The sequence below is a fragment of the Mycobacterium sp. IS-3022 genome (assembly GCF_001500065.1).
Classification (GTDB): Bacteria; Actinomycetota; Actinomycetes; order Mycobacteriales; family Mycobacteriaceae; genus Mycobacterium.
Map to the genome: position 1 here is coordinate 220,912 of NZ_LQIN01000012.1, position 24,332 is coordinate 245,243.

At 67.8% G+C, this 24,332-nt stretch carries 16 protein-coding genes and 2 tRNA genes; 11 read left to right on the plus strand and 7 right to left on the minus strand.

Annotated elements, in window-relative coordinates:
* Positions 1 to 232 precede the first annotated feature (232 nt).
* From AU188_RS10450 to AU188_RS10460, 3 genes are all read left to right on the plus strand, one after another.
* Positions 233 to 9,463 carry a type I polyketide synthase gene (locus AU188_RS10450; RefSeq protein WP_059163637.1) on the plus strand — a complete coding sequence of 3,077 codons (9,231 nt, stop codon included), beginning with the start codon at positions 233 to 235 and terminating at the stop codon, positions 9,461 to 9,463.
* A 15-nt stretch (positions 9,464 to 9,478) separates the two neighbouring features.
* On the plus strand, positions 9,479 to 9,871 hold the full coding sequence (acpS, locus tag AU188_RS10455) for a holo-ACP synthase AcpS (RefSeq protein WP_059101897.1): 393 nt from the start codon (positions 9,479 to 9,481) through the stop codon (positions 9,869 to 9,871).
* 100 nt (positions 9,872 to 9,971) lie between these two features.
* Positions 9,972 to 11,327 carry a dipeptidase gene (locus AU188_RS10460; RefSeq protein WP_059163638.1) on the plus strand — a complete coding sequence of 452 codons (1,356 nt, stop codon included), beginning with the start codon at positions 9,972 to 9,974 and terminating at the stop codon, positions 11,325 to 11,327.
* Here the strand turns inward: AU188_RS10460 and bcp are convergent.
* Positions 11,304 to 11,777 carry a thioredoxin-dependent thiol peroxidase gene (bcp, locus tag AU188_RS10465; RefSeq protein WP_059163639.1) on the minus strand — a complete coding sequence of 158 codons (474 nt, stop codon included), beginning with the start codon at positions 11,775 to 11,777 and terminating at the stop codon, positions 11,304 to 11,306. The two genes, AU188_RS10460 and bcp, sit on opposite strands and share 24 nt — an antisense overlap.
* A gap of 111 nt (positions 11,778 to 11,888) precedes the next feature.
* On the opposite strand from bcp, the gene AU188_RS10470 reads away from it, so the two are divergent.
* Positions 11,889 to 12,116, plus strand: a complete 228-nt coding sequence (locus tag AU188_RS10470) for a DUF3618 domain-containing protein (RefSeq protein WP_059163833.1) — start codon at positions 11,889 to 11,891, stop codon at positions 12,114 to 12,116.
* A gap of 520 nt (positions 12,117 to 12,636) precedes the next feature.
* Here AU188_RS10470 and AU188_RS10475 read toward each other — a convergent pair.
* Positions 12,637 to 12,709, minus strand: a tRNA-Lys gene (locus tag AU188_RS10475).
* Positions 12,710 to 12,866: 157 nt separating this feature from the next.
* Here AU188_RS10475 and AU188_RS10480 point away from each other — a divergent pair.
* Positions 12,867 to 14,084 (plus strand): L,D-transpeptidase, encoded by a 1,218-nt coding sequence (locus AU188_RS10480; RefSeq protein ID WP_059163640.1) that lies wholly within the window; start codon positions 12,867 to 12,869, stop codon positions 14,082 to 14,084.
* A gap of 57 nt (positions 14,085 to 14,141) precedes the next feature.
* Here the strand turns inward: AU188_RS10480 and AU188_RS10485 are convergent.
* Positions 14,142 to 14,214 (minus strand) — tRNA-His (locus AU188_RS10485).
* 41 nt (positions 14,215 to 14,255) lie between these two features.
* Positions 14,256 to 14,903 carry an oligoribonuclease gene (gene orn, locus AU188_RS10490; RefSeq protein WP_059163834.1) on the minus strand — a complete coding sequence of 216 codons (648 nt, stop codon included), beginning with the start codon at positions 14,901 to 14,903 and terminating at the stop codon, positions 14,256 to 14,258.
* An 82-nt stretch (positions 14,904 to 14,985) separates the two neighbouring features.
* On the opposite strand from orn, the gene AU188_RS10495 reads away from it, so the two are divergent.
* Positions 14,986 to 16,581, plus strand: coding sequence for a helicase HerA-like domain-containing protein (locus tag AU188_RS10495; RefSeq protein WP_059163641.1), 1,596 nt, complete (start codon positions 14,986 to 14,988; stop codon positions 16,579 to 16,581).
* A gap of 103 nt (positions 16,582 to 16,684) precedes the next feature.
* Here the strand turns inward: AU188_RS10495 and cmrA are convergent, their stop codons facing one another.
* Positions 16,685 to 17,491 (minus strand): mycolate reductase, encoded by an 807-nt coding sequence (cmrA, locus tag AU188_RS10500; RefSeq protein ID WP_059163642.1) that lies wholly within the window; start codon positions 17,489 to 17,491, stop codon positions 16,685 to 16,687.
* A 26-nt stretch (positions 17,492 to 17,517) separates the two neighbouring features.
* Here cmrA and AU188_RS10505 point away from each other — a divergent pair, with 26 nt between their 5' ends.
* Positions 17,518 to 18,837: an MFS transporter gene (locus tag AU188_RS10505; protein WP_059163643.1), complete on the plus strand. Its 1,320-nt coding sequence runs from the start codon at positions 17,518 to 17,520 to the stop codon at positions 18,835 to 18,837.
* Here AU188_RS10505 and AU188_RS10510 read toward each other — a convergent pair.
* The gene (locus AU188_RS10510) at positions 18,834 to 19,589 is read right to left on the minus strand and encodes an MmpS family transport accessory protein (RefSeq protein ID WP_059163644.1); all 756 of its coding nucleotides are present in this window, start codon (positions 19,587 to 19,589) and stop codon (positions 18,834 to 18,836) included. The two genes, AU188_RS10505 and AU188_RS10510, sit on opposite strands and share 4 nt — an antisense overlap.
* Before the next feature lie 126 nt (positions 19,590 to 19,715).
* Between AU188_RS10510 and AU188_RS10515 the strand changes: the two genes are divergently transcribed.
* The 3 genes from AU188_RS10515 to AU188_RS25505 all read left to right on the plus strand — a co-directional run bounded on the left by AU188_RS10515 (position 19,716) and on the right by AU188_RS25505 (position 22,051).
* Positions 19,716 to 21,554: an alpha/beta hydrolase family protein gene (locus AU188_RS10515; RefSeq protein ID WP_059163835.1), complete on the plus strand. Its 1,839-nt coding sequence runs from the start codon at positions 19,716 to 19,718 to the stop codon at positions 21,552 to 21,554.
* Positions 21,555 to 21,646: 92 nt separating this feature from the next.
* A complete protein-coding gene (locus tag AU188_RS10520; protein ID WP_059101890.1) occupies positions 21,647 to 21,856 on the plus strand; it encodes a hypothetical protein in 210 nt (69 codons plus the stop codon).
* Positions 21,857 to 21,895: 39 nt separating this feature from the next.
* On the plus strand, positions 21,896 to 22,051 hold the full coding sequence (locus tag AU188_RS25505; RefSeq protein ID WP_165606493.1) for a hypothetical protein: 156 nt from the start codon (positions 21,896 to 21,898) through the stop codon (positions 22,049 to 22,051).
* A gap of 3 nt (positions 22,052 to 22,054) precedes the next feature.
* Here AU188_RS25505 and AU188_RS10525 read toward each other — a convergent pair whose 3' ends face one another.
* On the minus strand, positions 22,055 to 22,732 hold the full coding sequence (locus AU188_RS10525) for an SACE_7040 family transcriptional regulator (RefSeq protein ID WP_082686575.1): 678 nt from the start codon (positions 22,730 to 22,732) through the stop codon (positions 22,055 to 22,057).
* 44 nt (positions 22,733 to 22,776) lie between these two features.
* On the opposite strand from AU188_RS10525, the gene AU188_RS10530 reads away from it, so the two are divergent.
* Positions 22,777 to 24,327, plus strand: coding sequence for a carboxyl transferase domain-containing protein (locus AU188_RS10530; RefSeq protein WP_059163645.1), 1,551 nt, complete (start codon positions 22,777 to 22,779; stop codon positions 24,325 to 24,327).
* The last annotated feature ends 5 nt before the right edge of the window (positions 24,328 to 24,332 follow it).

A 24,332-nucleotide genomic window follows, 5' to 3' on the forward strand; every position in this document is an offset into this window, starting at 1 on the left:
GTAGAACTGATCAGTAACCATTTTCGAGGCTAAAAAGCCGCTCCTCTTATGACACTCTTAGTACGGCTGGAGTGCACGGAAGGCGGTCCGCGAGGCACCGCGAGACCGCCCGCCCGGACCAGTCGGGATTCAATGTCGAATCGCGTGGCGCCGCGGCAGGGAGCCGGCAGCGCGAGCTTCTCAGACACAGCCGACGACGAGCATGACGCGGGACAGAGGGAGATAACGAGACGTGACGATCAACGAGCAGCACCGGGTGTCCACTGACCGCACCACCGGAGCCGCGCACGCCGGTACCCACGCGCTCGTCGATCGGCTGAACGCCGGTGAACCCTACGCCGTGGCGTTCGGCGGGCAGGGCGGCTCCTGGCTGGAGAACCTCGAGGAACTGGTCAGCTCGGCCGGTATCGAGTCCGAGCTCAGCGAGGTGGCCGGGGAGGCCGCGCTGTTGCTGGAACCGGTCGCCCGTGAACTGGTGGTCGTGCGGCCGATCGGCTTCGAGCCGCTGCAATGGGTACGGGCGCTGGCCGCCGACGAACCGTTGCCCCCGACCAAGCAGCTCATCACTGCGGCGATCTCCGGCCCGGGCATCCTGCTCACACAGATGGCCGCGATCCGCGCCGCCGTCCACCAGGGACTCGACCTGTACGGCGCCCCGCCGGTCGCCATGGCGGGCCATTCGCAGGGCGTCATGGCCTGCGAGTCGCTGCGCTCACGCGGCACAAAGGACGCCGAACTTCTGGCGCTGCTGCAACTGATCGGCGCGGCCGGATCACTGGTCTCGCGGCGTCGCGGCATGGTCGGCCGCGGCGACAAGTCGCCGATGGTCTCGGTGACCAACGTCGATCCGGATCGCATCGCCGAGCTGCTCGAGGAGTTCTCCTCCGACGTGCGCACGGTGCTACCGCCGGTGCTGTCGATCCGCAACGGCAGGCGGTCGGTCGTCATCACCGGAACCCCCGAGCAACTGGGCCGGTTCGAGCTGTACTGCGCCAAGATCACCGAGAAGGAAGAGGCCGAGCGCAAGAACAAGGTTCGCGGCGGCGCGGTTTTCAGTCCGGAGTTCCACGCCGTGCAGGTCGAGGTCGGATTCCACACCCCTCGGCTCGCCGACGGGGTCGAGCTGGTCGACCGGTGGGCCGAAAAGTGCGGGATCGACGCCGAACTCGCACACGAGATGACCGAGCACATCTTCGTGCGCCCGATCGACTGGGTCGCCGAGGTGGAGCGGCTGCACGAGGCCGGGGCGAATTGGATCGTCGACCTCGGCCCGAGCGACACCGTGACGCGGTTGACGGCCCCGATCATCCGCGGCCTTGGGGTGGGCATCGTCCCCGCCGCAACGCGCGTCGGACAGCGCAATCTGTTCACCGTCGGCGCTGAACCCGAGGTGCCGCCGGCGTGGTCGAGCTACGCGCCGACCACCGTGCAGCTGCCCGACGGCTCGGTGAAGCTGTCGACGAAGTTCACCCGACTGACCGGGCGCTCGCCGATCCTGCTCGCGGGAATGACCCCGACCACCGTCGACGCCAAGATCGTCGCCGCCGCCGCCAACGCCGGCCACTGGGCCGAACTCGCCGGTGGTGGACAGGTCACCGAGGAGATCTTCACCGACCGCATCGCCGAGTTGACGACCCTGCTCGAGCCTGGTCGCGCCGTGCAGTTCAACTCGCTGTTCCTCGATCCGTATCTGTGGAAACTGCAGCTGGGCGGAAAGCGCCTGGTGCAGAGGGCGCGTCAGTCCGGTGCGCCGATCGACGGCGTGGTCGTCTCCGCGGGCATCCCCGAACTCGAGGAAGCCGTCGAGCTGATCGACGAGCTCAACACCGTCGGCATCACCCATGTGGTGTTCAAACCGGGCACGGTCGACCAGATCAAGTCCGTCATCAAGATCGCCGCGGAGGTGCCGGGCAAGGACGTCATCGTGCACATCGAGGGTGGCCGCGCCGGCGGGCACCACTCGTGGGAGGACCTCGACGACCTGCTGCTGAGCACCTACGGCGAGTTGCGCAAACTACCGAACATCACGGTCTGCGTCGGCGGCGGTATCGGCACCCCTGAGCGGGCGGCCGAGTACCTGTCCGGGCGCTGGGCCACCGAATACGGCTTCCCCGCGATGCCGGTGGACGGCATCCTGGTGGGCACCGCGGCGATGGCGACGCTGGAGGCCACCACCTCGCCCGCCGTCAAGCAGATGCTGGTCGAGACCAGCGGCACCGAACACTGGATCAGCGCCGGAAAAGCCCAGGGCGGCATGGCTTCCAGCCGCAGCCAGCTCGGCGCCGACATCCACGAGATCGACAACGCCGCATCACGCTGCGGCCGACTGCTCGACGAGGTCGCCGGCGACGCCGAAGCCGTGGCGGCCCGCCGCGACGAGATCATCACCGCGATGGCCACCACCTGCAAGCCGTACTTCGGCGATGTCGGCGAGATGACCTACCGCCAGTGGTTGGAACGCTACGTCGAATTGGCGATCGGCGACGACGACAGCACGGCCGACACCAAGCTGCCCGGCACGCCGTGGCTGGCCGACACCTGGCGCGACCGCTTCGCCGAGATGCTGCACCGCGCCGAGGCCCGGCTGCACCCGCAGGACTCCGGCCCGATCGCCACGCTCTTCGGTGACGCTGCGCTGCTTGATGATCCGGACCGGGCGATCGCCACGCTGGTGGCGCGCTATCCGGAATCGGAGACGCTGCGGTTGCACCCGGCCGACGTGCCGTGGTTCATCACGCTGTGCAAGACCCCTGGCAAGCCGGTCAATTTCGTGCCGGTCATCGACAAGGACGTGCGGCGGTGGTGGCGCAGCGACTCGCTGTGGCAGGCCCACGATGCCCGCTACACCGCCGATGAGGTGTGCATCATCCCCGGCACGCAGGCGGTCGCGGGCATCACCCGCGTCGACGAGCCGGTCGGCGAGTTGCTCGACCGCTTCGAACAGGCCGCGATCGACGAGGCGCTCGCCGCGGACGGCAACCCTGTGCCGGTGGTTTCGCGCCGCCAGGCCCGCGCCGACGTGACCGGGCCGCTCGCGGTGGTGCTCGACTCGCCCGACGTGTTGTGGGCGGGCCGCGTTGCGATCAACCCGGTGCACTGCATCGGTGCCCCCAGTGAGTGGCAGGCAAACGAAAACCGCAATGCGACACACCCTTCCACGGGCGCTCGGCTCGAGATCAGCGGTGACCGGGTGACGTTGAGCGTGCCGCTGTCCGACATCTGGGTCGACATCCCGTTCACGCTGCCGGCGTGCACCGTCAACGGCGGCATGCCCGTCGTCACGGTCGAGGACGCGTCAACCGCGATGCGTGCCGTGCTGGCGATCGCGGCCGGCATCGAAAGCTCAGGCGGGCCCGACGATTTGCCCCCGGTGCGCGACAACGTCGCGACTGTGACCGTCGACTGGGATCCCGAACGGGTCGCCGACCACACGGGCGTCACCGCGACGTTCGGCGCCCCGCTGGCGCCGGGCCTCACGCTCGTTCCCGACGCGCTGGTCGGCCACTGCTGGCCCGCGGTTTTCGCGGCGATCGGGGCCGCGCTCACCGAAGACGGCTTCCCCGTCGTGGAAGGCCTGCTGAGCCTGGTGCATCTCGATCACGCCGCGCACCTGCTGGGCCAGATGCCGAAAACCCGGGCCGAATTAACGGTCACCGCAACGGTTTCGACCCCCACCGACACCGAATACGGCCGCGTCGTGCCCGTGGAGGTGCAGATCCGCGACGCCGAGGGCGACCTGCTGGCCACTCTCGAGGAGCGTTTCGCGATCCGCGGTCGCACCGGCGCAGCCGAACTCGCCGATCCGCCGCGCGCGGGCGGCGCGATCACCGACAACGCGACCGACACCCCGCGGCGCCGGCGTCGCGACGTTACCGTCACCGCGCCGACGGACATGAGCGCCTTCGCGGTCGTCTCCGGTGATCACAACCCGATCCACACCGACCGCGCCGCCGCGCTGCTGGCCGGCCTCAAATCGCCCATCGTGCACGGCATGTGGCTGTCGGCGGCCGCGCAGCACGTCGTCGCCGCGACTGACGGCAAGCCCGCCCCGCCGGCGCGCGTCGTCGGCTGGACGTCGCGCTTCCTCGGCATGGTGCTGCCCGGTGACGAGGTCGACTTCCGCGTCGACCGTGTCGGAATCGACCGTGGCGCAGAGATCGTCGAAGTCACCGCCAAGGTCGCGGGCGATCTCGTCATGTCCGCGACGGCGCAGCTCGCCGCGCCCAAGACCGTCTACGCGTTCCCAGGCCAGGGCATCCAGCACAAGGGCATGGGTATGGAGGTGCGCGCACGCTCCAAGGCCGCCCGCAAGGTGTGGGACACCGCGGACAAGTTCACCCGCGACACGCTGGGCTTCTCGGTGCTGCACGTGGTGCGCGACAACCCGACCAGCCTGATCGCCAGTGGCGTGCACTACCACCACCCCGACGGCGTGCTGTTCTTGACGCAGTTCACTCAGGTCGCGATGGCGACGGTGGCCGCGGCCCAGGTGGCCGAGATGCGCGAGCAGGGCGCGTTCGTCGAAGGCGCGATCGCCTGCGGTCACTCCGTGGGCGAGTACACCGCGTTGGCGTGCGTCAGCGGTGTCTACGAGCTGGAAGCGTTGCTGGAGGTGGTGTTCCACCGCGGCAGCAAGATGCACGACATCGTGCCGCGTGACCACCTCGGCCGGTCGAACTACCGGCTGGCCGCGATCCGCCCGTCGCAGATCGACCTCGACGACGCCGACGTCAAGGCGTTCGTCGCCGAGATCTCAGAGCGCACAGGAGAATTCCTGGAAATCGTCAACTTCAACCTGCGTGGCTCGCAGTACGCGATCGCCGGCACCGTGCGTGGGCTGGAGGCGCTGGAGGAGGAAGTCGAGCGGCGCCGCGAGATCACCGGCGGCAAGCGGTCGTTCATCCTGGTTCCCGGCATCGACGTGCCGTTCCACTCCTCGGTGCTGCGCGTCGGTGTGGCCGACTTCCGCCGCTCGCTGGAGCGCGTGATGCCGCGCGACCAGGACCCCGGGCTGATCATCGGCAAGTACATCCCCAACCTGGTGCCGCGGCCGTTCACCCTCGACCGCGACTTCATCCAGGAGATCCGCGACCTGGTGCCCGCCGAGCCGCTCGACGAGATCCTCGCCGACTACGACACCTGGCGCAACGAGAAGCCGGCCGAGCTGTGCCGCAAGGTCGTGATCGAGCTGCTGGCATGGCAATTCGCCAGCCCGGTGCGCTGGATCGAAACCCAGGACCTGCTGTTCATCGAGGAAGCCGCGGGCGGTCTGGGTATCGAGCGCTTCGTCGAGATCGGCGTGAAATCCGCGCCGACGGTGGCGGGTCTGGCGGCCAACACGCTGAAGCTGCCCGAATACTCGCACAGCACAACCGAAGTGCTGAACTCCGAGCGTGACGCGGCGGTGCTGTTCGCCACCGACACCGACCCCGAGCCCGAACTCGGCGACGAGCCGACGCCGGCTCCCGCGCCTGAGGCGGCCGCGCCCGTCGAGGCCGCCGCACCGGCGGCGCCGGCTCCAGCGCCCGCAGCGCCGACGGGTGGCCCCAGGCCCGACGACCTCACGTTCGACGCCTCCGACGCCACCATGGCGCTGATTGCGCTGTCGGCGAAGATGCGCATCGACCAGATCGAGCCGCTGGACTCCATCGAATCGATCACCGACGGCGCGTCGTCGCGACGTAACCAACTGCTGGTCGACCTCGGCTCGGAGCTCGACCTCGGCGCCATCGACGGCGCGGCGGAAGCGGATCTGGCCGGGCTCAAGGGCCAGGTCACCAAGCTCGCCAGGACCTACAAGCCCTTCGGCCCGGTGCTGTCCGACGCGATCAACGACCAGCTGCGCACGGTGTTCGGTCCGTCCGGCAAGCGGCCCGCCTACATCGCCGAGCGCGTCACCAAGACGTGGGAGTTGGGCCCGGGATGGATCAAGCACGTCACCGTCGAGGTGGCGCTCGGCACCCGCGAGGGGTCCAGCGTCCGCGGTGGCGACCTGGGCGGCCTGCACGACGGCGCGCTGGCCGACGCGGCGACCGTTGACAAGGTGATCGACGCCGCGGTCTCCGCGGTGGCGGCAAGGCGTGGTGTTGCGGTGTCGCTGCCGTCCGCCGCGGGCGGCAGCGGGGGCGTGGTGGATTCCGCCGCGCTGTCCGAGTTCGCCGAGCAGATCACCGGCCGCGACGGCGTGCTGGCCTCGGTGGCCCGCACGATCCTGGGTCAGCTGGGTCTCGACACCGCGGTCCCGGTTCCGGAGGCCACCGACGCCGAGCTGATCGACCTGGTGACCGCCGAACTGGGTTCGGACTGGCCGCGTTTGGTGGCGCCGGTGTTCGACGGTCGCAAGGCAGTGCTCTTCGACGACCGCTGGGCCAGTGCCCGCGAGGATCTGGCCAAGCTGTGGCTGCTCGACGAGGACGAGATCGACGCGGACTGGCAACGGCTCTCGCAGCGTTTCGAGGGCGCCGGTCACGTGGTCGGCACGCAGGCCACCTGGTGGCAGGGCAAGGCGCTGGCGGCGGGCCGCAACATCCACGCCTCGCTGTACGGTCGCGCCGCGGCGGGCGCGGAGAACCCCGGAGCGGGCCGCTACAGCGACGAGGTAGCCGTCGTGACGGGAGCCTCGAAGGGGTCGATCGCCGCGTCCGTGGTGGCGCACCTGCTCGACGGCGGGGCGACGGTCATCGCGACGACGTCCAAGCTCGACGACGACCGGTTGGCGTTCTACCGCACCCTCTACCGCGACAACGCCCGCTGGGACGCCAAGTTGTGGGTGGTGCCGGCCAACATGGCGTCCTACACCGACATCGACGCACTGGTTCAGTGGGTCGGCACCGAGCAGACCGAAAACCTTGGGCCCCAGTCGATCCACCTCAAGGACGCCCAGACGCCGACGCTGCTGTTCCCGTTCGCCGCGCCGCGGGTGGCCGGCGATCTGTCCGAGGCCGGGTCGCGCGCCGAGATGGAGATGAAGGTGCTGCTGTGGGCCGTGCAGCGGCTGATCGGCGGACTGTCACACATCGGGGCAGAACGCGACATCGCCGCGCGACTGCACGTCGTGCTGCCCGGCTCACCGAACCGCGGAATGTTCGGCGGTGACGGCGCCTACGGCGAGGCCAAGTCCGCGCTCGACGCGCTGGTGACCCGGTGGAAGGCCGAATCATCCTGGGCGCAGCGGGTTTCGTTGGCCCACGCGCTGATCGGGTGGACCAAGGGCACGGGCCTGATGGGTCACAACGACGCGATCGTCGGCGCGGTCGAAGAGGCCGGCGTGCGCACGTACACGACCGACGAGATGGCCCGCATGCTGCTCGGGTTGTGCGACATCGAGTCCAAGGTGGCCGCGGCGCGCGAGCCGCTGCAGGCCGACTTCACCGGTGGGTTGGCCGACGTCGACATCGACATGGCCGAACTGGCCGCCAAGGCTCGCGACGAGATGGTGACCGAAAGCCGAACCGAGGAAACCGATCACGAGGGCACCGTGCGCGCATTGCCGTCGCCGCCGCGGGGCTACAAGTCCGCGCCGCCGCCGGAATGGGCAGACCTCGACATCGACCCGGCCGACATGGTGGTCATCGTCGGCGGTGCCGAGCTGGGGCCGTACGGCTCCTCGCGCACCCGCTTCGAGATGGAGGTCGACAACGAGCTGTCGGCGGCCGGCGTGCTCGAGCTGGCGTGGACGACCGGCCTGGTCAAGTGGGAGGACGATCCGACGCCGGGCTGGTACGACACCGAAACCGGCGAGCTGGTCGACGAGGGCGAGCTGGTGGAGCGCTACCACGACGCCGTGATCGAGCGGGTCGGCATCCGCGAGTTCGTCGGCGACGGTGCGATCGACGCCGATCACACTGCGCCGCTGCTGGTTTCGGTGTTCCTCGACAAGGACTTCACGTTCGTGGTGTCCAACGAGGAGGAGGCCAGGGCGTTCGTCCGCGCCGATCCGGAGCACACCGTCATCGCACCCGTTCCAGACAGCGGTGACTGGCAGGTCACCCGCAAGGCGGGCACCGAGATCCGGGTGCCGCGCAAGACGAAGCTGTCGCGGACCGTCGGCGCGCAGATCCCCACCGGCTTCGATCCGATGGTCTACGGCGTCAGCCAGGAGATGATGAACTCCATTGACCGGCTGGCGATCTGGAACCTGGTCACCACCGTCGACGCGTTCCTGTCGGCCGGCTTCACGCCCGCGGAACTGATGCGCTGGGTGCACCCCAGCCTGGTGGCCAGCACGCAGGGCACCGGCATGGGCGGCATGACGTCGATGCAGACCATGTACCACGGCAACCTGCTGGGCCGGAACAAGCCGAACGACATCCTGCAGGAGGTCCTGCCGAACGTGTACGCGGGCCACGTCGTGCAGTCCTACGTGGGCAGTTACGGCGCGATGATCCATCCCGTCGGGGCCTGCGCAACCGCGGCGGTGTCGGTCGAGGAAGGCGTCGACAAGATCAAGCTCGGCAAGGCGGAATTCGTCGTCGCCGGCGGGTACGACGACCTGACGCTCGAGGCCATCATCGGATTCGGTGACATGGCCGCGACCGCGGACACCGAGATGATGCGGGCCAAGGGCATCAGCGACTCGAAGTTCTCCCGCGCCAACGACCGTCGTCGGCTCGGGTTCGTCGAGGGCCAGGGCGGTGGCACCATCCTGCTGGCCCGCGGTGATCTCGCGCTCAAGATGGGATTGCCGGTGCTCGCGGTGGTCGGTTACGTGTCGTCGTTCGGCGACGGCGTGCATACCTCGATCCCGGCGCCGGGCCTCGGCGCGCTGGCGGCGGGCCGTGGCGGTCGCGACTCGCAGTTGGCGCGCTCGCTGGCAGAACTCGGCGTCGGACCCGACGACATCGCGGTGGTGTCCAAGCACGACACCTCGACGCTGGCCAACGATCCCAACGAAACCGAACTGCACGAGCGGCTCGCCGACTCGCTGGGCAGGTCGGAAGGGGCACCGCTGTTCGTGGTGTCGCAGAAGAGCCTGACCGGTCATTCGAAGGGCGGCGCGGCGGCGTTCCAGATGATGGGGCTGTGCCAGATCCTGCGTGACGGCGTCATCCCGCCGAACCGCAGCCTCGATTGTGTCGACGACGAACTCGCCGGTGCTGCGCACCTGGTCTGGTTGCGGGACACCCTGGACTTCGGGGACAAGTTCCCGTTGAAGGCGGGGCTGATCACCAGCCTGGGCTTCGGCCACGTGTCCGGTCTGATCGCGTTGGTGCATCCGCAGGCGTTCCTCGCCGCGCTCAGCCCGGAGGAACGCGCGCAGTACAAGCAGCGCGCGGACGCCCGGGTGTTGGCGGGTCAGCATCGGCTCGCGTCGGCGATCGCGGGCGGCAAGCCGCTGTACGAGAAACCGGCCGACCGCCGGTTCGGCCACGACGCCCCGGAGAAGCGGCAGGAGGCCGAGATGCTGCTCGATCCGGCGTCGCGGCTCGGCGACGACGACGTGTATGTGCCCGCACAAGCGTGAGATAGCGTTTCGCCCATGGCGATAGTCGGGGTGGGGATCGACCTGGTCTCCATACCCGAGTTCGCCGAGCAGGTCGACCAGCCGGGGACCGTTTTCGCCGAGACGTTCACGCCCGGCGAGCGGCGCGACGCCGCCGACAAGAGCTCGTCGGCGGCGCGACACCTGGCGGCCCGGTGGGCGGCGAAGGAGGCCGTGATCAAGGCCTGGTCGGGTTCGCGGTTTGCCAAGCGGCCCGTGCTGCCCGAGGCGATCCACCGCGACATCGAGGTGATCACCGACATGTGGGGCCGTCCGAAGGTGCGACTGTCCGGGGCGATCGCCGAGCACCTGCGCGACGTCACGATCCACCTGTCGCTGACGCATGAGGCCGGCACCGCCGCCGCGGTCGCCATCCTCGAAGAGCGCTAGGTCTATTCCGCGAGCGACCGTGTCTGTACACGACACGCCGCGCTTTGCTGGCATCATGCGGTCGCTCGCGGGCGATGACTGACCCGATAACGTCGATGTCATGAGCGGTCTGGAACAGCGGGTGCGCGATGTGCTGCCGTCGGTGCGGCGCGACCTGGAAGACCTGGTGCGCATCGAGTCGGTGTGGGCCGACCCGGCGCGGCGCGGCGAGGTGCAGCGCAGCGCCACCGCGGTGGCAAAGCTGTTGACCGACGCCGGGTTCGGCGACGTACAGATCGTCAGCGAGGGCGGCGCGCCCGCCGTCATCGCCCGCCATCCCGCGCCGCCGGGTGCGCCGACGGTGCTGCTGTACGCCCACCACGACGTACAACCCGAGGGCGATCCGGCGCAGTGGCATTCGCCGCCCTTCGAGCCCACCGAGCGCGACGGACGCTTGTACGGCCGGGGTACTGCCGACGACAAGGCCGGCATCGCAACACATTTGGCTGCCTTCCGCGCGCACGGCGGCGATCCGCCGGTCGGTGTCACGGTGTTCGTCGAGGGCGAGGAGGAATCGGGTTCCCCGTCGCTGCCTCGGCTGCTGGCGGCTCATCGCGAGACCCTGGCCTGCGATGTGATCGTGCTCGCCGACTCGGACAACTGGAGTACGGAGGTGCCGTCGCTGACGGTGTCGCTGCGGGGACTGGCCGACTGCATCGTCGAGGTCGCCACGCTGGATCACGGCCTGCACTCGGGGCTGTGGGGCGGCGTCGTGCCCGACGCGTTGAGTGTGCTGGTACGGATGTTGGCCAGCCTGCACGACGACGACGGCAATGTCGCGGTTGCGGGTCTGCACGAGGCCACCGCCGCCGACCTCGAGTATCCGGCGGAACGTGTGCGCAAGGAAGCCGCGCTGCTTGACGGGGTATCCGAAATCGGTTGTGGCTCAGTGTCGCAACGGTTATGGGCCAAACCGGCGATCACGGTCATCGGCATCGACGCCACGCCCGTCGACAAGTCGTCGAACACCTTGATCCCGCGGGCGCGGGCGAAAATCAGCATGCGCGTCGCCCCCGGCGGCGATGCCGCAGAGCACCTGGCGGCGCTGACGCGGCACCTCGAGCAGCACGCGCCGTGGGGTGCGCTAGTGACCGTCACACCGGGCGACCTCGGGCAGCCCTACGCCATCGACGCCCGCGGACCGGTCTACGACGCGGCCCGGGCCGCCTTTCGGGAGGCGTGGGGCGCCGAACCGGTCGACACGGGAATCGGCGGCTCAATTCCGTTCATCGCCGAGTTCGCCGCTGCATTCCCGTCGGCGAAGATTCTGGTGACCGGCGTGGAAGACCCTGCGACACAGGCACATAGCGTCAACGAGAGCCTGCACCTCGGAGTGCTGGAGCGCGCCGCGGTCGCCGAGGCCCTCTTGCTGGCCGGGCTGGGGAAGTACAGCTCAGACGGACAAATCGCGACGTAGCTTCGCGACGTGGCCGGTGGCGCGCACGTTGTACTGCGCCTCGGCGATCTTGCCCTTCTCGTCGACGACGAACGTTGACCGGATGACGCCCTGAACGGTCTTGCCGTACATCGTCTTCTCGCCGAACGCGCCCCAGGCGGTGAGCACTTCGCGATCGGGGTCCGAGAGCAACGGGAAGGTCAGCTTCTCCTTGTCGCGGAACTTGGCCAGCTTCTCCGGCTTGTCGGGGGAGATGCCGACGACGTCGAGCCCGGCGTCGTTGAGCTCAAAAAGGTTGTCCCGGAAATCGCACGCCTGCTTCGTGCAGCCGGGGGTCGACGCCGCCGGGTAGAAGTACACGATGACCTTGCGGCCCTTGTAGTCGGAGAGCTTCACGGTGTTGCCGTCGGCGTCGGGCAGGCTGAACGCAGGGGCTTTGTCGCCTACCTCGAGTCGCGGAGTCTGTGGCACGCGGGGGCATCCCTTCTGTCGACCGGTGCGCTGCAGCGAGCGCGGGCTGCTTTAGGGTAGATCGGCAGGCTTCATCCCCGAAGCTGCGACTTGGACGGCTTGGAGGCGCACGTGGCGGACCGCGATCCCGAGACCATCAAGCGGGATATCGATCAGGCTCGGGAGCAGCTCGCGACCACGGTGGACACACTCGCCGAGCGTGCCAACCCCAGCCGGTTGGCCGACGACGTCAAGTCCGCGATCGTGCGGTTCGTCACGAAACCGGTGGTGGCGATCTCGCTCGCCGGCGTGGCAGCGCTCACGCTCGTATTCGTGGTGCGTCGGATCCGGCAGCGCTGAGCGCAAGCCCATCAGCGACGTCGCGCCGAGCGGAACCAGTCGACGACGGAGAAACCCGGGGGATTGGCGACCCGCCCAAGCCGGTTGCACGAGTACACCGCGATCGGGACGTGCGCAGTTAATTCGTCGGGCGCATCCGCATCGGCTGCACCGGCTCCGAATGAACCGCCTAGCTGGGACATCAGCTAAGTACCCGTTTCCTTCCGATCACCGCCCGTCGGGAGGCGTTTGGCTGGTCAGCTAACTCGACTGTAACAGAGGTCGCCGCCTTACCGCAGTTTGAAGCCCGAAATATCGCGGAGCAGAGCTATTCCGCAACTGCCCGAACGCCCAGGCTGCAACTCCGCCAGAGGGCAACTGCCGATTTCAGCACACTTGCTGCCGGCGCGGGCGCCAACCGGGCAAATAATTTACGCGATAGTTACTGGCAATCGGCCGTTGGGCCGCCGGACGGCGATGTGGCCCAGAACGGAACGCGACCGTGACGAAGGGCCACGGTCGCGTCGACGATGAAACTGAGTGCGCCGTCAGGGTTTCGAACCCCGGACCCGCTGATTAAGAGTCAGCTGCTCTACCAACTGAGCTAACGGCGCGCGGGTGCGACAATAACAGGCCCCGCCGCACAGGGTGAAATTCCCGCTCACTCGGATGGCCGACGACGCCGGCATGGCGCCTCGTGTCCGAGATTGCCCTTAGACTGTTGCCAAGAATCATCGATTTGTCAGCCCTGGTTGCGAGGTGGAGTGAGCAATGTGGCGAGTCCGTTCAGTGGCCCGTCCGCGTCGACGCGCATGGTTGGTGGCTCTTGCGCTGGTTCCCGCCGTGGCGCTCGGGCTGTCCGCATGCGGCGGCAACTCGGCGCCGCCACCGCCGCAGGTGATCGAACACAAAGGAACCCCGTTCGGTGACCTGCTGATTCCGAAGCTCACCGCGTCGGTGACGGACGGCGCCGTCGGCGTGAGCGTGGATACGCCGGTGACCGTGAGCGCGGGGGACGGCGTGCTCGGCGCGGTCACCATGGTGAACGAGTCCGGGAAATCCGTTGCCGGCAAGTTCAGTCCCGATGGGCTGTCCTGGTCCACCACCGAACCGCTCGGCTTCAACAAGAGCTACACGCTGACGGCGGAATCACTCGGGCTCGGCGGGGCCACCAAGAGGGAGATGACCTTCGAGACCCATTCGCCGGAAAACCTGACGATGCCCTACGTGATTCCCAACGAGGGCGAGGTGGTCGGCGTCGGGCAGCCGGTCGCAATCCGGTTCGACGAGAACATCCCCAACCGGTTGGCCGCTCAGAAAGCCATCAAGGTCAAGACCGACCCACCGGTCGAGGGCGCGTTCTACTGGCTCAACAACCGCGAGGTGCGGTGGCGGCCGGCGAAGTACTGGAAGCCGGGCACCAAGGTCGAGGTCGCGGTCAACACCTACGGCGTCGACCTCGGCGACGGCCTGTTCGGCCAGGACAACGTCAGCACGCGCTTCACCATCGGTGACGAAGTGATCACCACCGTCGACGACAGCACCAAGACGCTGACGGTGAAACGCAACGGCGAGGTGATCAAGACCATGCCGGTGTCGATGGGCAAGAACAGCACGCCGACCAACAATGGCACCTACATCGTCGGCGACCGCCTCTCGCACATGGTGATGGATTCGTCCACCTACGGCGTTCCGGTCAACTCGCCCAACGGATATCGCACCGAGGTGGACTGGGCCACCCAGATCTCCTACAGCGGCATCTACGTGCACGCGGCGCCGTGGTCGGTGGGCAGCCAGGGCTACAGCAACGTCAGCCACGGCTGCATCAACGTCAGCACCAGCAACGGGCGCTGGTTCCACGACAACTCCAAGCGCGGGGACATCGTCGAGATCGTCAACACCGTGGGATCGACGTTGCCCGGCACCGACGGTCTGGGTGACTGGAACATCCCGTGGGAGCAGTGGAAAGCGGGCAACGCCGGCGTCTGACCCCAAATGTCGAACGCGGCCCCGGCATCTCTGCCGGGGCCGCGTTCGTATCTGCGGGGTGGCTGACGGGACTCGAACCCGCGACAGCCAGGATCACAACCTGGTGCTCTACCAACTGAACTACAGCCACCATCGCCGCGCGCCCGAGCGGGCAGGACGGCGACGTCGATACTAGCCGCTCGGACGCTCAGCGACCGAATCGATATCCTTCGAGCCCCCGTTCGAGGAGCCCAATTCTTCGGCGATGGCGGCGATATCGCTGGTCGAAGGTCCGGGGGCCGGCACGAACGCGGTGCGGCGGTAATACTGCAGTTCGCGGATCGACTCGTGGATGTCGGCCAGTGCCCGGTGCGCGAGGCCCTTCTCGGGTTGGCCGAAGTAGATCCGGGGATACCAGCGTCTGCACAACTCCTTGATGGAGCTCACGTCGATCATCCGGTAGTGCAGGTAGTCGTCGAGCTTGGGCATGTCGCGGGCGATGAAGCCGCGGTCGGTCGCGATCGAATTGCCGGCCAACGGTGCCGTCTTGGCCTGTTTGACGTGCGTGCGGATGTAGTCGAGCACCAGTTCCTCGGCCTCGGGCAGCGTGACTGTCGACGCTCGCACCTCCTCGATGAGCCCCGATCGCGTGTGCATCTCGGTGACCACCGGGATCATCGACGACAACGCCTCGTCGTCAACGTGGATGACGACGTCGAGGCCCTCGCCGAGGATGTTGAGGTCTGCGTCTGTCACCAACACCGCGATCTCGATGAGCAAGTCGGACTTCAGGTCGAGGCCGGTCATCTCGCAGTCGATCCATACCAGTTCGTCGCGCACGACGCTCACAGTAAGCCTTACGGCGCCGCGCGGCCCGTTGCACCCGCCCGAACGGCGTGCCCCGCGAGTTAAGGTGCCAGCCATGACCACTGAGCCGACCGCCAGCCCCGCACAGCAGATCGCCGCAGGTTACGCCGTCGACGGCGCGGCGCTGGAGCTCGGCGGGGTCGTCGTCGACGGCACCTGCGACCCGGCTGCGCAGGTCCGCATTCCGCTGGCCACCGTCAACCGTCACGGGCTGATCGCGGGTGCCACGGGCACCGGCAAGACCAAGTCGCTGCAGGTGCTCGCCGAACAGCTCTCGGCCGCGGGCGTGCCGTGCGTGATGGCCGACGTGAAGGGCGACCTGTCGGGGCTGTCGCGGCCCGGTGAGGCCGACGAGAACATCGAGGCGCGGGCCAAAGACACCGGGGACGCCTGGACGCCGACGACCTATCCGGTCGAGTTTCTGTCGCTCGGCACGTCGGGCATCGGTGTCCCGGTGCGCGCGACGATCTCCAGCTTCGGGCCGATCCTGCTGTCCAAGGTGCTCGAACTGAACGCGACCCAGGAGTCGACGCTGGGCCTGATCTTCCACTGGGCGGATCAGAAGGGCCTCTCGCTGCTCGACCTCAAGGACCTGCGCGCGGTCATCCAGTACCTCACCAGCGACGAGGGCAAGCCGGAACTGAAGGCGCTCGGCGCGGTGTCCAAAACGACGGCGGGCGTGATCCTGCGCGCACTGGTGAACCTCGAAGCCGAGGGGGGCGACACGTTCTTCGGTGAACCCGAGCTGGAACCCGACGATCTGCTGCGGGTCGACGATCAGGGGCGCGGCATCATTTCGCTGCTCGAGCTCGGCAGCCAGGGCGCCCGGCCGGTGATGTTCTCGACGTTCCTGATGTGGGTGCTCGCCGACCTGTTCTCGACGCTGCCCGAGGTCGGCGACCTCGACAAACCCAAGCTGGTTTTCTTCTTCGACGAGGCTCATCTGCTTTTCTCGGACGCGTCCAAGGCGTTCCTCGAGCAGGTCGAGCAGACGGTGAAGCTCATCCGGTCGAAGGGTGTGGGCGTGTTCTTCTGCACGCAGTTGCCCACCGACGTGCCCAACGACGTGCTGTCCCAGTTGGGTGCGCGAATTCAGCACGCGCTGCGGGCGTTCACGCCGGACGACGAGAAGGCGCTGTCGAAGACGGTGCGCACATACCCCAAAACCGATGTGTACGAACTGAAGTCGGCGTTGACCTCGCTCGGTATCGGCGAGGCCATCGTCACGGTGCTCTCGGAGAAGGGCGCTCCGACGCCGGTGGCGTGGACGCGGATGCGTGCCCCGCGGTCGCTGATGGACACCATCGGACCGGACGCGATCACCGCGGCGGCGAAAGCCAGTCCGCTGCAAGCCGAATACGGCCAGACCATCGACCGCGAGTCCGCCTATGAACGGCTCAACGCCAAGCTGGCGCCACCGGCGCAGCCTGCCGACGACTCGTTACCGCCGCCGTTGCCACCGGATGTCGGCGGGGCGACCGCCTCGGGTGAGGTGCGCTCGCGCGACACCGCCGAACCCGGGATGCTGGAGAAGATGATGAACAGCCCCGCGTTCAAGAGCGCGATGCGCTCGGCGGGCACGGTGATCGGTCGTGAGATCACCCGCAGCATCTTCGGGACCGGCCGCCGGCGCAGCCGCCGTCGCCGCTGACGGCGCGCACCGAGATTGCTCACAGATCGCGATCCGGCGGAAATTCGCGATCTGTGTGCAGTCTCGTCGCAGCAGAACGTGGGTTAGTCGCAGACAGCGTCGGTTATCCGCCGCCGAGTTTCTTGTAGACGGCTCCGACGATCGGCGTCACGATCGCCCGCGGCGTGTACCCCGCCGCCACCGACATCGCCTTCGACGTCACGCCGGGGACGACGCGCATCTTGTTGCGCTCCAACGCGTCCAGCGACTGTTTGGCGGTGTACTGCGTCGAAATCCACAAGAAGTCGGGAATCAGCTTCTCCACCAGCGACTGCTCGTGGACGTCGGGCAGCGTCTCGCGTACGGGGCCCGGGGCGAGCAGCGTCACGTGCACGCCGGCGCGCTTGAGCTCACCGCGTAGCGACTCACTGAAGGTGTTGACGAACGCCTTCGTCGCGGCATAGGTCGCATTGTTGGGAATCGGCGAATTTCCCGCCGCCGAACCGGAAATCAGGATGCCGCCGGCCTTGCGCTCGACCATCCCGGGCAGCACGGCGAGCACCAGGTCGTGCACGCCCAGCACGTTCAGCTGGACCTGCGCCTTCTCGTCCGCCGGGTCCAGCGATGCCACGGGGCCGAACGTCGCGGTGCCCGCGTTCGCGCACAGGACCGAGATGTTGCGGGTCGCCAACTCGTCGCACAGCTTGGTGCGCTCGGTCGGGTCGGCCAGGTCGACGGGTCGCACCTCCACCGTCACGCCGTACTGCTCGGTGAGCCGGTCCGCCAGCGCTCGCAGCACCTCCTCGCGACGCGCGGTGATGATCAGGTGGTGTCCACGGGCGGCGAGCTCGGCGGCCAACGCCTCGCCGATGTTCTGCGATGCGCCGGTGACCACCGCACGGGCATCGGCGCTGGGAGCGGGTACTGGCATGCCGCGGACTATATCGTGGGCGGACCATGACCAACCCACCCGATTCGAGCCTGCTGCCCGCGCGGACCGCCAGTCGGCGGCAGGTCATCTCGTGGGCGTTGTGGGACTTCGGGGCGACCGGGATGAACGCGGTGGCGGTGACCTTCGTGTTCTCGATCTACCTGACCAACTCGGTCGGGGACGACCTGCCTGGCGACATCAGCGCAACCAGCTGGCTGGGGTGGGCGCTGGGCCTGGCCGGACTGGTGGTCGCGCTGCTGGCCCCGGTGACCGGGGTGTGGGTCGACGCACCGTGGCGGCGGCGCCGCGTGCTGGCCGTGCTCAGTGCGACCGCTGTGCTGCTGATCGCGTCGACGAGCTTTGTTCGCGACGACTACCGCTACCTGGCTCTCGGGCTGCTGCTCCTGGGCTGCGCTTCGGCGTGCAACGAACTCGCCACCGTGCCCTACAACGCGATGCTGCGCCAGCTGTCGACACCGCAGACATCCGGTCAGATCTCCGGATTCGGTTTGGGCCTGGGCTATTTCGGCAGTGTCACGCTGCTGTTGGTGGTCTATCTCGGGTTCATCTCGGGCGACGGCGGGATGCTGGGACTGCCGGTCGACGACGGCCAAAACGTCAGGGCAGCCATGGTTTTCACCGCCATCTGGTTCGGGCTGTTCGCCGTGCCGGTCCTCCTAGCCGTGCCCAGCGCGAAACCGGGGCCGATGGACAGCCGCGAAACCGTCGGATTTATCGGTGGATACCGCAAGCTGTGGACGGACATCCGCAGCGAATGGCGTCGTGACCACAACGTCGTCTATTACCTGATCGCCAGCGCGGTCTTCCGCGACGGCCTCACCGGGATCTTCGCGTTCGGCGCGGTGCTCGGCGTGCGCGTCTACGGCGTCTCGGAGGCCGACGTGCTGTTGTTCGGCGTGAGCGCCAGCACCATCGCCGCTGTTGGCGCCGTCCTCGGCGGCCTGCTCGACGACCGCTTCGGCGCCAAGCCCGTGATCGTCGCCGCGCTGACCGCGATGATCGCCGTCGGCCTCACGCTTATGACGCTCGACGGGGCGCTCGCGTTCTGGATCTGTGGGCTGTCGCTCTGCCTGTTCATCGGCCCGACGCTGTCGTCTGCGCGCACGCTGATGATGCGCCTGTCAGCCGAGGGCAAGGAGGGCGTCGCGTTCGGCCTCTACACCACTACCGGCCGCGCCGTTTCGTACCTGGCGCCCATGCTGTTCTCGGTGTTCATTGCGGTCTTCGACACCGACCGTGCGGGGATGGGCGGGTTGGTCGTCGTGCTCGCCGCCGGATTGTTGGCCATGCTCGCGGTGCGCGTCCCGCCTCGGCCGACAGGCTAACCGCTGGCGGTGCAGATCGTCAGGCCCGCGCCGGTGCGCTGCTGCACTACGGCGCCGTCGACGGTGATCGAACAGTTCACCTCGCGGCCGACGTTGATGATGCTGACGCTCGCCGACGTGGCGGCCGATTCGGACAACTCCACTTCCTTGCTCCAGGGCAGCATCACGTTGAACTCGGTCTGCAGCAGGCCGCCGCTGTCGACGTAGGTGATGTTGATCGCACGTCCGGTGCCGCTGACGACGTAGACGACGGTCTGCGTCGCGCCGGGAGTGGTCCGCCCTGGTGAGGGCGGCACAGTGGGCACGTCGGGCACGGTCGGCAGCGGCAGGCCCGGGGTGGTGGGCGTGCGCGGCGTCGTCGTCGGGAGCCGGGTCGGAAAGCTCGGCTCCTCCACGGGGGGCGGCGCCACAACCGTCTGCTGCTGCGATGAGTTGACGATGACCAGCGCAATCACCAGGCCGAGCACGATGAGCATCGCGATGCCAGCGGCCAGCCAGAGCCAGCGTGGCGACTTCGGAGGCTCCGGCGGCGGCTGGGACGGCTCCCCGGGCGGATACGGCGCGCCGTACTGGCCGGTCCCGTAGGGGTCGTACCCGTACGCGGACGACGGCAGCTGCTCCGTCGGCGCAGGTCCGGGGGGTGTCTGATAGGTGGGGCCGTAGGCCTGGCTGGCGTATGCCGGATCGCTGTATTCCGGATAGGGGTAGCCCTGCGGTTGCTCATCGCGGCCAGGCCGTGGTGTGTCGGTCATACCCACCTCATGGGTGCGAGAGTACCTGTGCGACCGCTCAACGGACCGCGCCTCGGCGCACGGCTTGCCTGGGTATGCAGAATTGGTCCGGTGGGAGAACAGGTTCGCCGGGTCTACGGCGCGTCGATGTCGCCCGACGCGACCGCGTTCGCACACCTGGTCGACGACGGCGGCTTCCCCCGCGCGGTGCAGCGGTTCCTGAGCGGCTGGCGCGCGAGTTCGTCACGCGACGTCGAGCTGCCCGTCGAGGGTGCCGTCACCCGGGTGTTGCACTCCGCCGACGGCCACTGGCTCGCCTGCGAGGTGGCGCCCGACGGCGGTACCCGCACCCAGATTTGGGTTGTCACAACGGATCCGGACGACCGCGACGCCCGTCGTATCGACACCTGGCCGTCGGACATGCTGGAAGGGGCCGCCGAGCTGATCAGCTGGGACGGTACGCAGGTCGCCGCAATCCTGACCGGCGAGGACGGTGTCGGCAGCTCCTGTCTGATCGATCCCGCGACCGGCGACACCGTCGTGCTGGACCGCCGCTCGGGCGGTCGACTGGTCGATTCGTGGGCCGGCGCCGCGCTGGTGCGGGTCGGTCCACGCGGCTACCGAGACCTGATCATGCTACGCGGACGAACCGAAACCGCGTTGCTGCCATACGATCCGGGCTCCACCTCCGATACCGGCATCATCCTTGACGACCATCACCCCCGCCGGCTACGCGCCGGACTGGAAGGTGAGACCACCCAGCTCTACTACCCGGCCAAAACCTACGACAACAGCGCCGAAGGCTTTGTGCGGGCACTGATCCGCAGCGAGAACGGGGCGGAGTACGCGCGTTTACTGGAGGTCACCACCACGGCCGACGGCGTGGCCTACCAGGTCCTCGCCGAGCGCCCGGATTTCGAGCTCGACGAGTTCACCGTCAGCGATGATTTGTCCACCGTGGCGATGTTGTGGAACATCCACGGGGCCAGCGAGTTACAGATCCTCGAGCTCGGCGACAACACCCTGCACGAGCCGATCCCGCTGCCCGGAATGGTGGCCACCCAGTTGAGCATCAGCGCGGGCGGGTCGATGCTGGCGGTGACGGTCGAGGGCCCCTCGACTCCGCCGACCGTCGAACTGGTCGATCCCCGCACGGGGGTGTGGGAGATCGTCGACCGCGAACCCAGCTCCGGACCGGTCAGCGCCGACCCGACCCTGGAGACCGTGACGGCGCGCGACGGCCTGCGGTTCACCGGCTGGCTGTTCCGCCCGCCCGAAGGCATTCCGACGATCGGCGCGATGCTGTTCCTGCACGGCGGGCCCGAGGGGCAGGGCAGGCCCGGCTACAACGAGTTCTTCCCCGCGCTGCTCGAGGAGGGCATCAGTGTGTTCCTGCCGAACGTGCGGGGCTCGGGGGGGTTCGGCCGGTCGTTCATGCACGCCGATGACCGGGAGCGACGGTTCGCCGCGATCGACGACGTCGCCGATGCGGTCGCGTACCTCGTCGAGCACGACGTCGCGCCCGCTGACCGCATCGCATGTTGCGGATGGTCCTACGGCGGCTACCTGACCCAGGCGGCGCTCACCTTTCATCCGGACCGGTTCGCCGCCGGAATCAGCATCTGCGGCATGAGCGATCTGAACACCTGGTACCGCACCACCGAACCGTGGATCGCCGCCGCCGCATACCCGAAGTACGGCCACCCCATCAGTGACCGCGAGCTGCTCGAGCAGCTGTCCCCGCTGCAGCGCGCCGAGGCGTTGACGGCGCCGCTGCTGCTGGTGCACGGCGCCAACGACACCAACGTCCCGCCCACCGAATCCCAGCAAATGTTCGAAGCGCTGCAAGCGCTTAACCGAAAGGCCGAACTGTTGATGTTCGACGACGACGGCCACGAGATCGACAAGCGCGAGAACCGCGCGGTGCTGGTCAAAGCCATGCGCGAGTGGCTGATTGCGTCATTCAGCGCTCACCGCAGCTTGTAACGCGATTGTGGCCGTAGCCAGGTTTACCGAAATTATCTGCGGGGTAAACACGCTGCGCACGCGCCGACCGGCGCTGTTGAAGGAGGCGCAGCATGCGAGGTGGCGGAATTCTCGGCGTTGTAGTTCTCATCTGGTTGCTGATCGGTGTGGTTGCCGCGTATCAGCGGGATTACTTCAGCAATAGCGAAACCAATTGTGCGACAGCGGGCAGCATCGCCCTCACGGTGGTCGTCGGGCCGTTGAACTACGCGGGCGTCAACCCGAAGGTCACGAATTGCAACCTGCCTGAACCAAGCCAGTGACCAACTGGCAGTGAACAACTCAAAAGGAATGGAGTCACGATGATTGTTCTCGGAGCAATTCTGCTCATCCTCGGTCTGGTGTTCGGGATCTCGATCCTGACCTATATCGGTGTGGTACTGCTCGTCATCGGTGCGGTCTTCTGGATCCTCGGGTCCGTCGGACGTCCGGTCGGCGGGCGAAAAGTCTGGTACTAGCGCTTAGCCGCTCCGACCGGCCGAGGTCAGCGCTGCGACCGTCATCGCCTTCAAGACGGCTCGCGGGTTGGCCTCGGCCGTTTTGGTCGTACCGGGCTTCAGGACGTGCGGCGTCGAGTTCAACAACCCGAATGTCGCGTGCGCCATCAGCCGGGCGTCGGACTCGACCAGTGAATCGTTCGCCTGCCTGAGCACGTCCACCCAGATCTCGACGTACTGCCGCTGCGCCTTGCGCACCTGGCGCTTGGCGGAGGCGGGCAGGTTGCCGAGATCGCGGTCCTGGATTCGGATGAGGTCGGGCTCGCCGAACGCGAACTCCAGATGGAAGTCGATCAGGCCGTCCAGTGCCGAGGCCGGATCCTCGGCGGCCGCGACGACCTCCTGCGCCCCGGCCAGCAGCCGGGTGCTGATCCCGACCAGCAACTCGACCAGCAACGCCTCCTTGTTGGGGAAGTGCCGGTAGATCGCCGGTCCGCTGACCCCCGCCGCGGCGCCGATGTCTTCCAGCCGCACCGCCAGATATCCCCGTTCGGCGACCAGTCTTTCGGCCGCGGCGATCAACTGCGACCGACGGTCCGATTTCGCCTTGCTGCGGCTCGTGGTAGGCAGCTGAGGAGCCGGAGAAGGGGACAACGCGCCTCCCGCCAGCTGGTAGACATTCCGGTTAATCGTGACTAACATACCACGAGTTAATCATTATTAACTCAACCGGAACGGGTTCATCGATGACACCGCGGGCTTCACACCGCGAGGAGCACCTCGCGTTGGTCGACGAACTGCGTTCGAAACTCGCCGCTGCGGCGCTCGGCGGTTCCGAGCGCGCCCGCGAGCGCCACGTCAGCCGCGGAAAGCTGCTGCCCCGAGACCGGGTGGACGGCCTGCTCGATCCCGGCAGCCCGTTCCTCGAACTCACCCCGCTCGCCGCCGACGGCATGTACGACGACGAGTGTCCGGGCGCGGGCATCATCACCGGCATCGGCCGGGTCTCGGGCCGGGAGTGCGTGATCGTCGCCAACGACGCGACGGTCAAGGGCGGCACGTACTACCCGATCACGGTCAAGAAACATCTGCGCGCCCAGGAAGTCGCCGGACAGAACCGGTTGCCGTGCATCTACCTCGTCGACTCGGGCGGCGCCTTCCTGCCCCGGCAGGACGAGGTGTTCCCGGATCGGGACCATTTCGGTCGGATCTTCTACAACCAGGCCAATCTGTCGGCCGAGGGCATCCCGCAGATCGCGGCAGTACTGGGGTCGTGCACTGCGGGCGGCGCGTACGTGCCCGCGATGAGCGACGAGGCCGTGATCGTGCGCGATCAGGGCACCATCTTCCTGGGCGGACCACCGCTGGTGAAGGCCGCGACGGGTGAGGTCGTCACGGCCGAAGACCTCGGCGGCGGCGATCTGCACTCCAAAACTTCCGGTGTGACAGACCATTTGGCCCATGACGACCGCGACGCGCTGCGTATCGTGCGGCGCATCGTCGCGACGCTCGGGCCCCGCGAACCGCTGCCATGGGACGTCTGGCCGGTCGAGGAACCGGTGGCCGACCAGAGTGAGCTCTACGATGTGGTGCCGGTCGACTCGCGAGTTCCCTACGACGTACACGAGGTCGTCACCCGCATCGTCGACGGCGGCGAGTTCGCCGAATTCAAGGCCGAATACGGCAGCACACTGGTCACCGGCTTCGCCCGCATCCACGGCCATCCGGTCGGCATCATCGCCAACAACGGCGTGCTGTTCAGCGAATCAGCGCTCAAGGGCGCGCATTTCATCGAGCTGTGCGACAAGCGGAACACGCCGCTGGTCTTCCTGCAGAACATCTCCGGCTTCATGGTCGGCCGTGACTACGAGGCGGGCGGTATCGCCAAGCATGGCGCGAAAATGGTCACCGCTGTGGCGTGCGCGCGGGTCCCCAAACTCACGGTGGTGATCGGCGGCTCGTACGGAGCGGGCAACTACTCGATGTGCGGACGCGCGTATTCCCCGCGCTTCCTGTGGATGTGGCCCAACGCAAGGATTTCCGTGATGGGCGGTGAGCAGGCCGCGGCGGTGCTGGCGACCGTTCGCGGCGAGATGACGGCCGAGGAGGAGGAGACCTTCAAGGCGCCCATCCGCGCACAGTACGAACACCAGGGCAACCCGTACTACTCGACTGCACGGTTGTGGGACGACGGGGTGATCGATCCGGCCGACACCAGAACCGTACTGGGACTGGCGCTCTCGGTGGTCGGGCAGTCCCCGCTCGAGTCGGTTTCCTACGGCGTGTTCCGGATGTGAGTGAA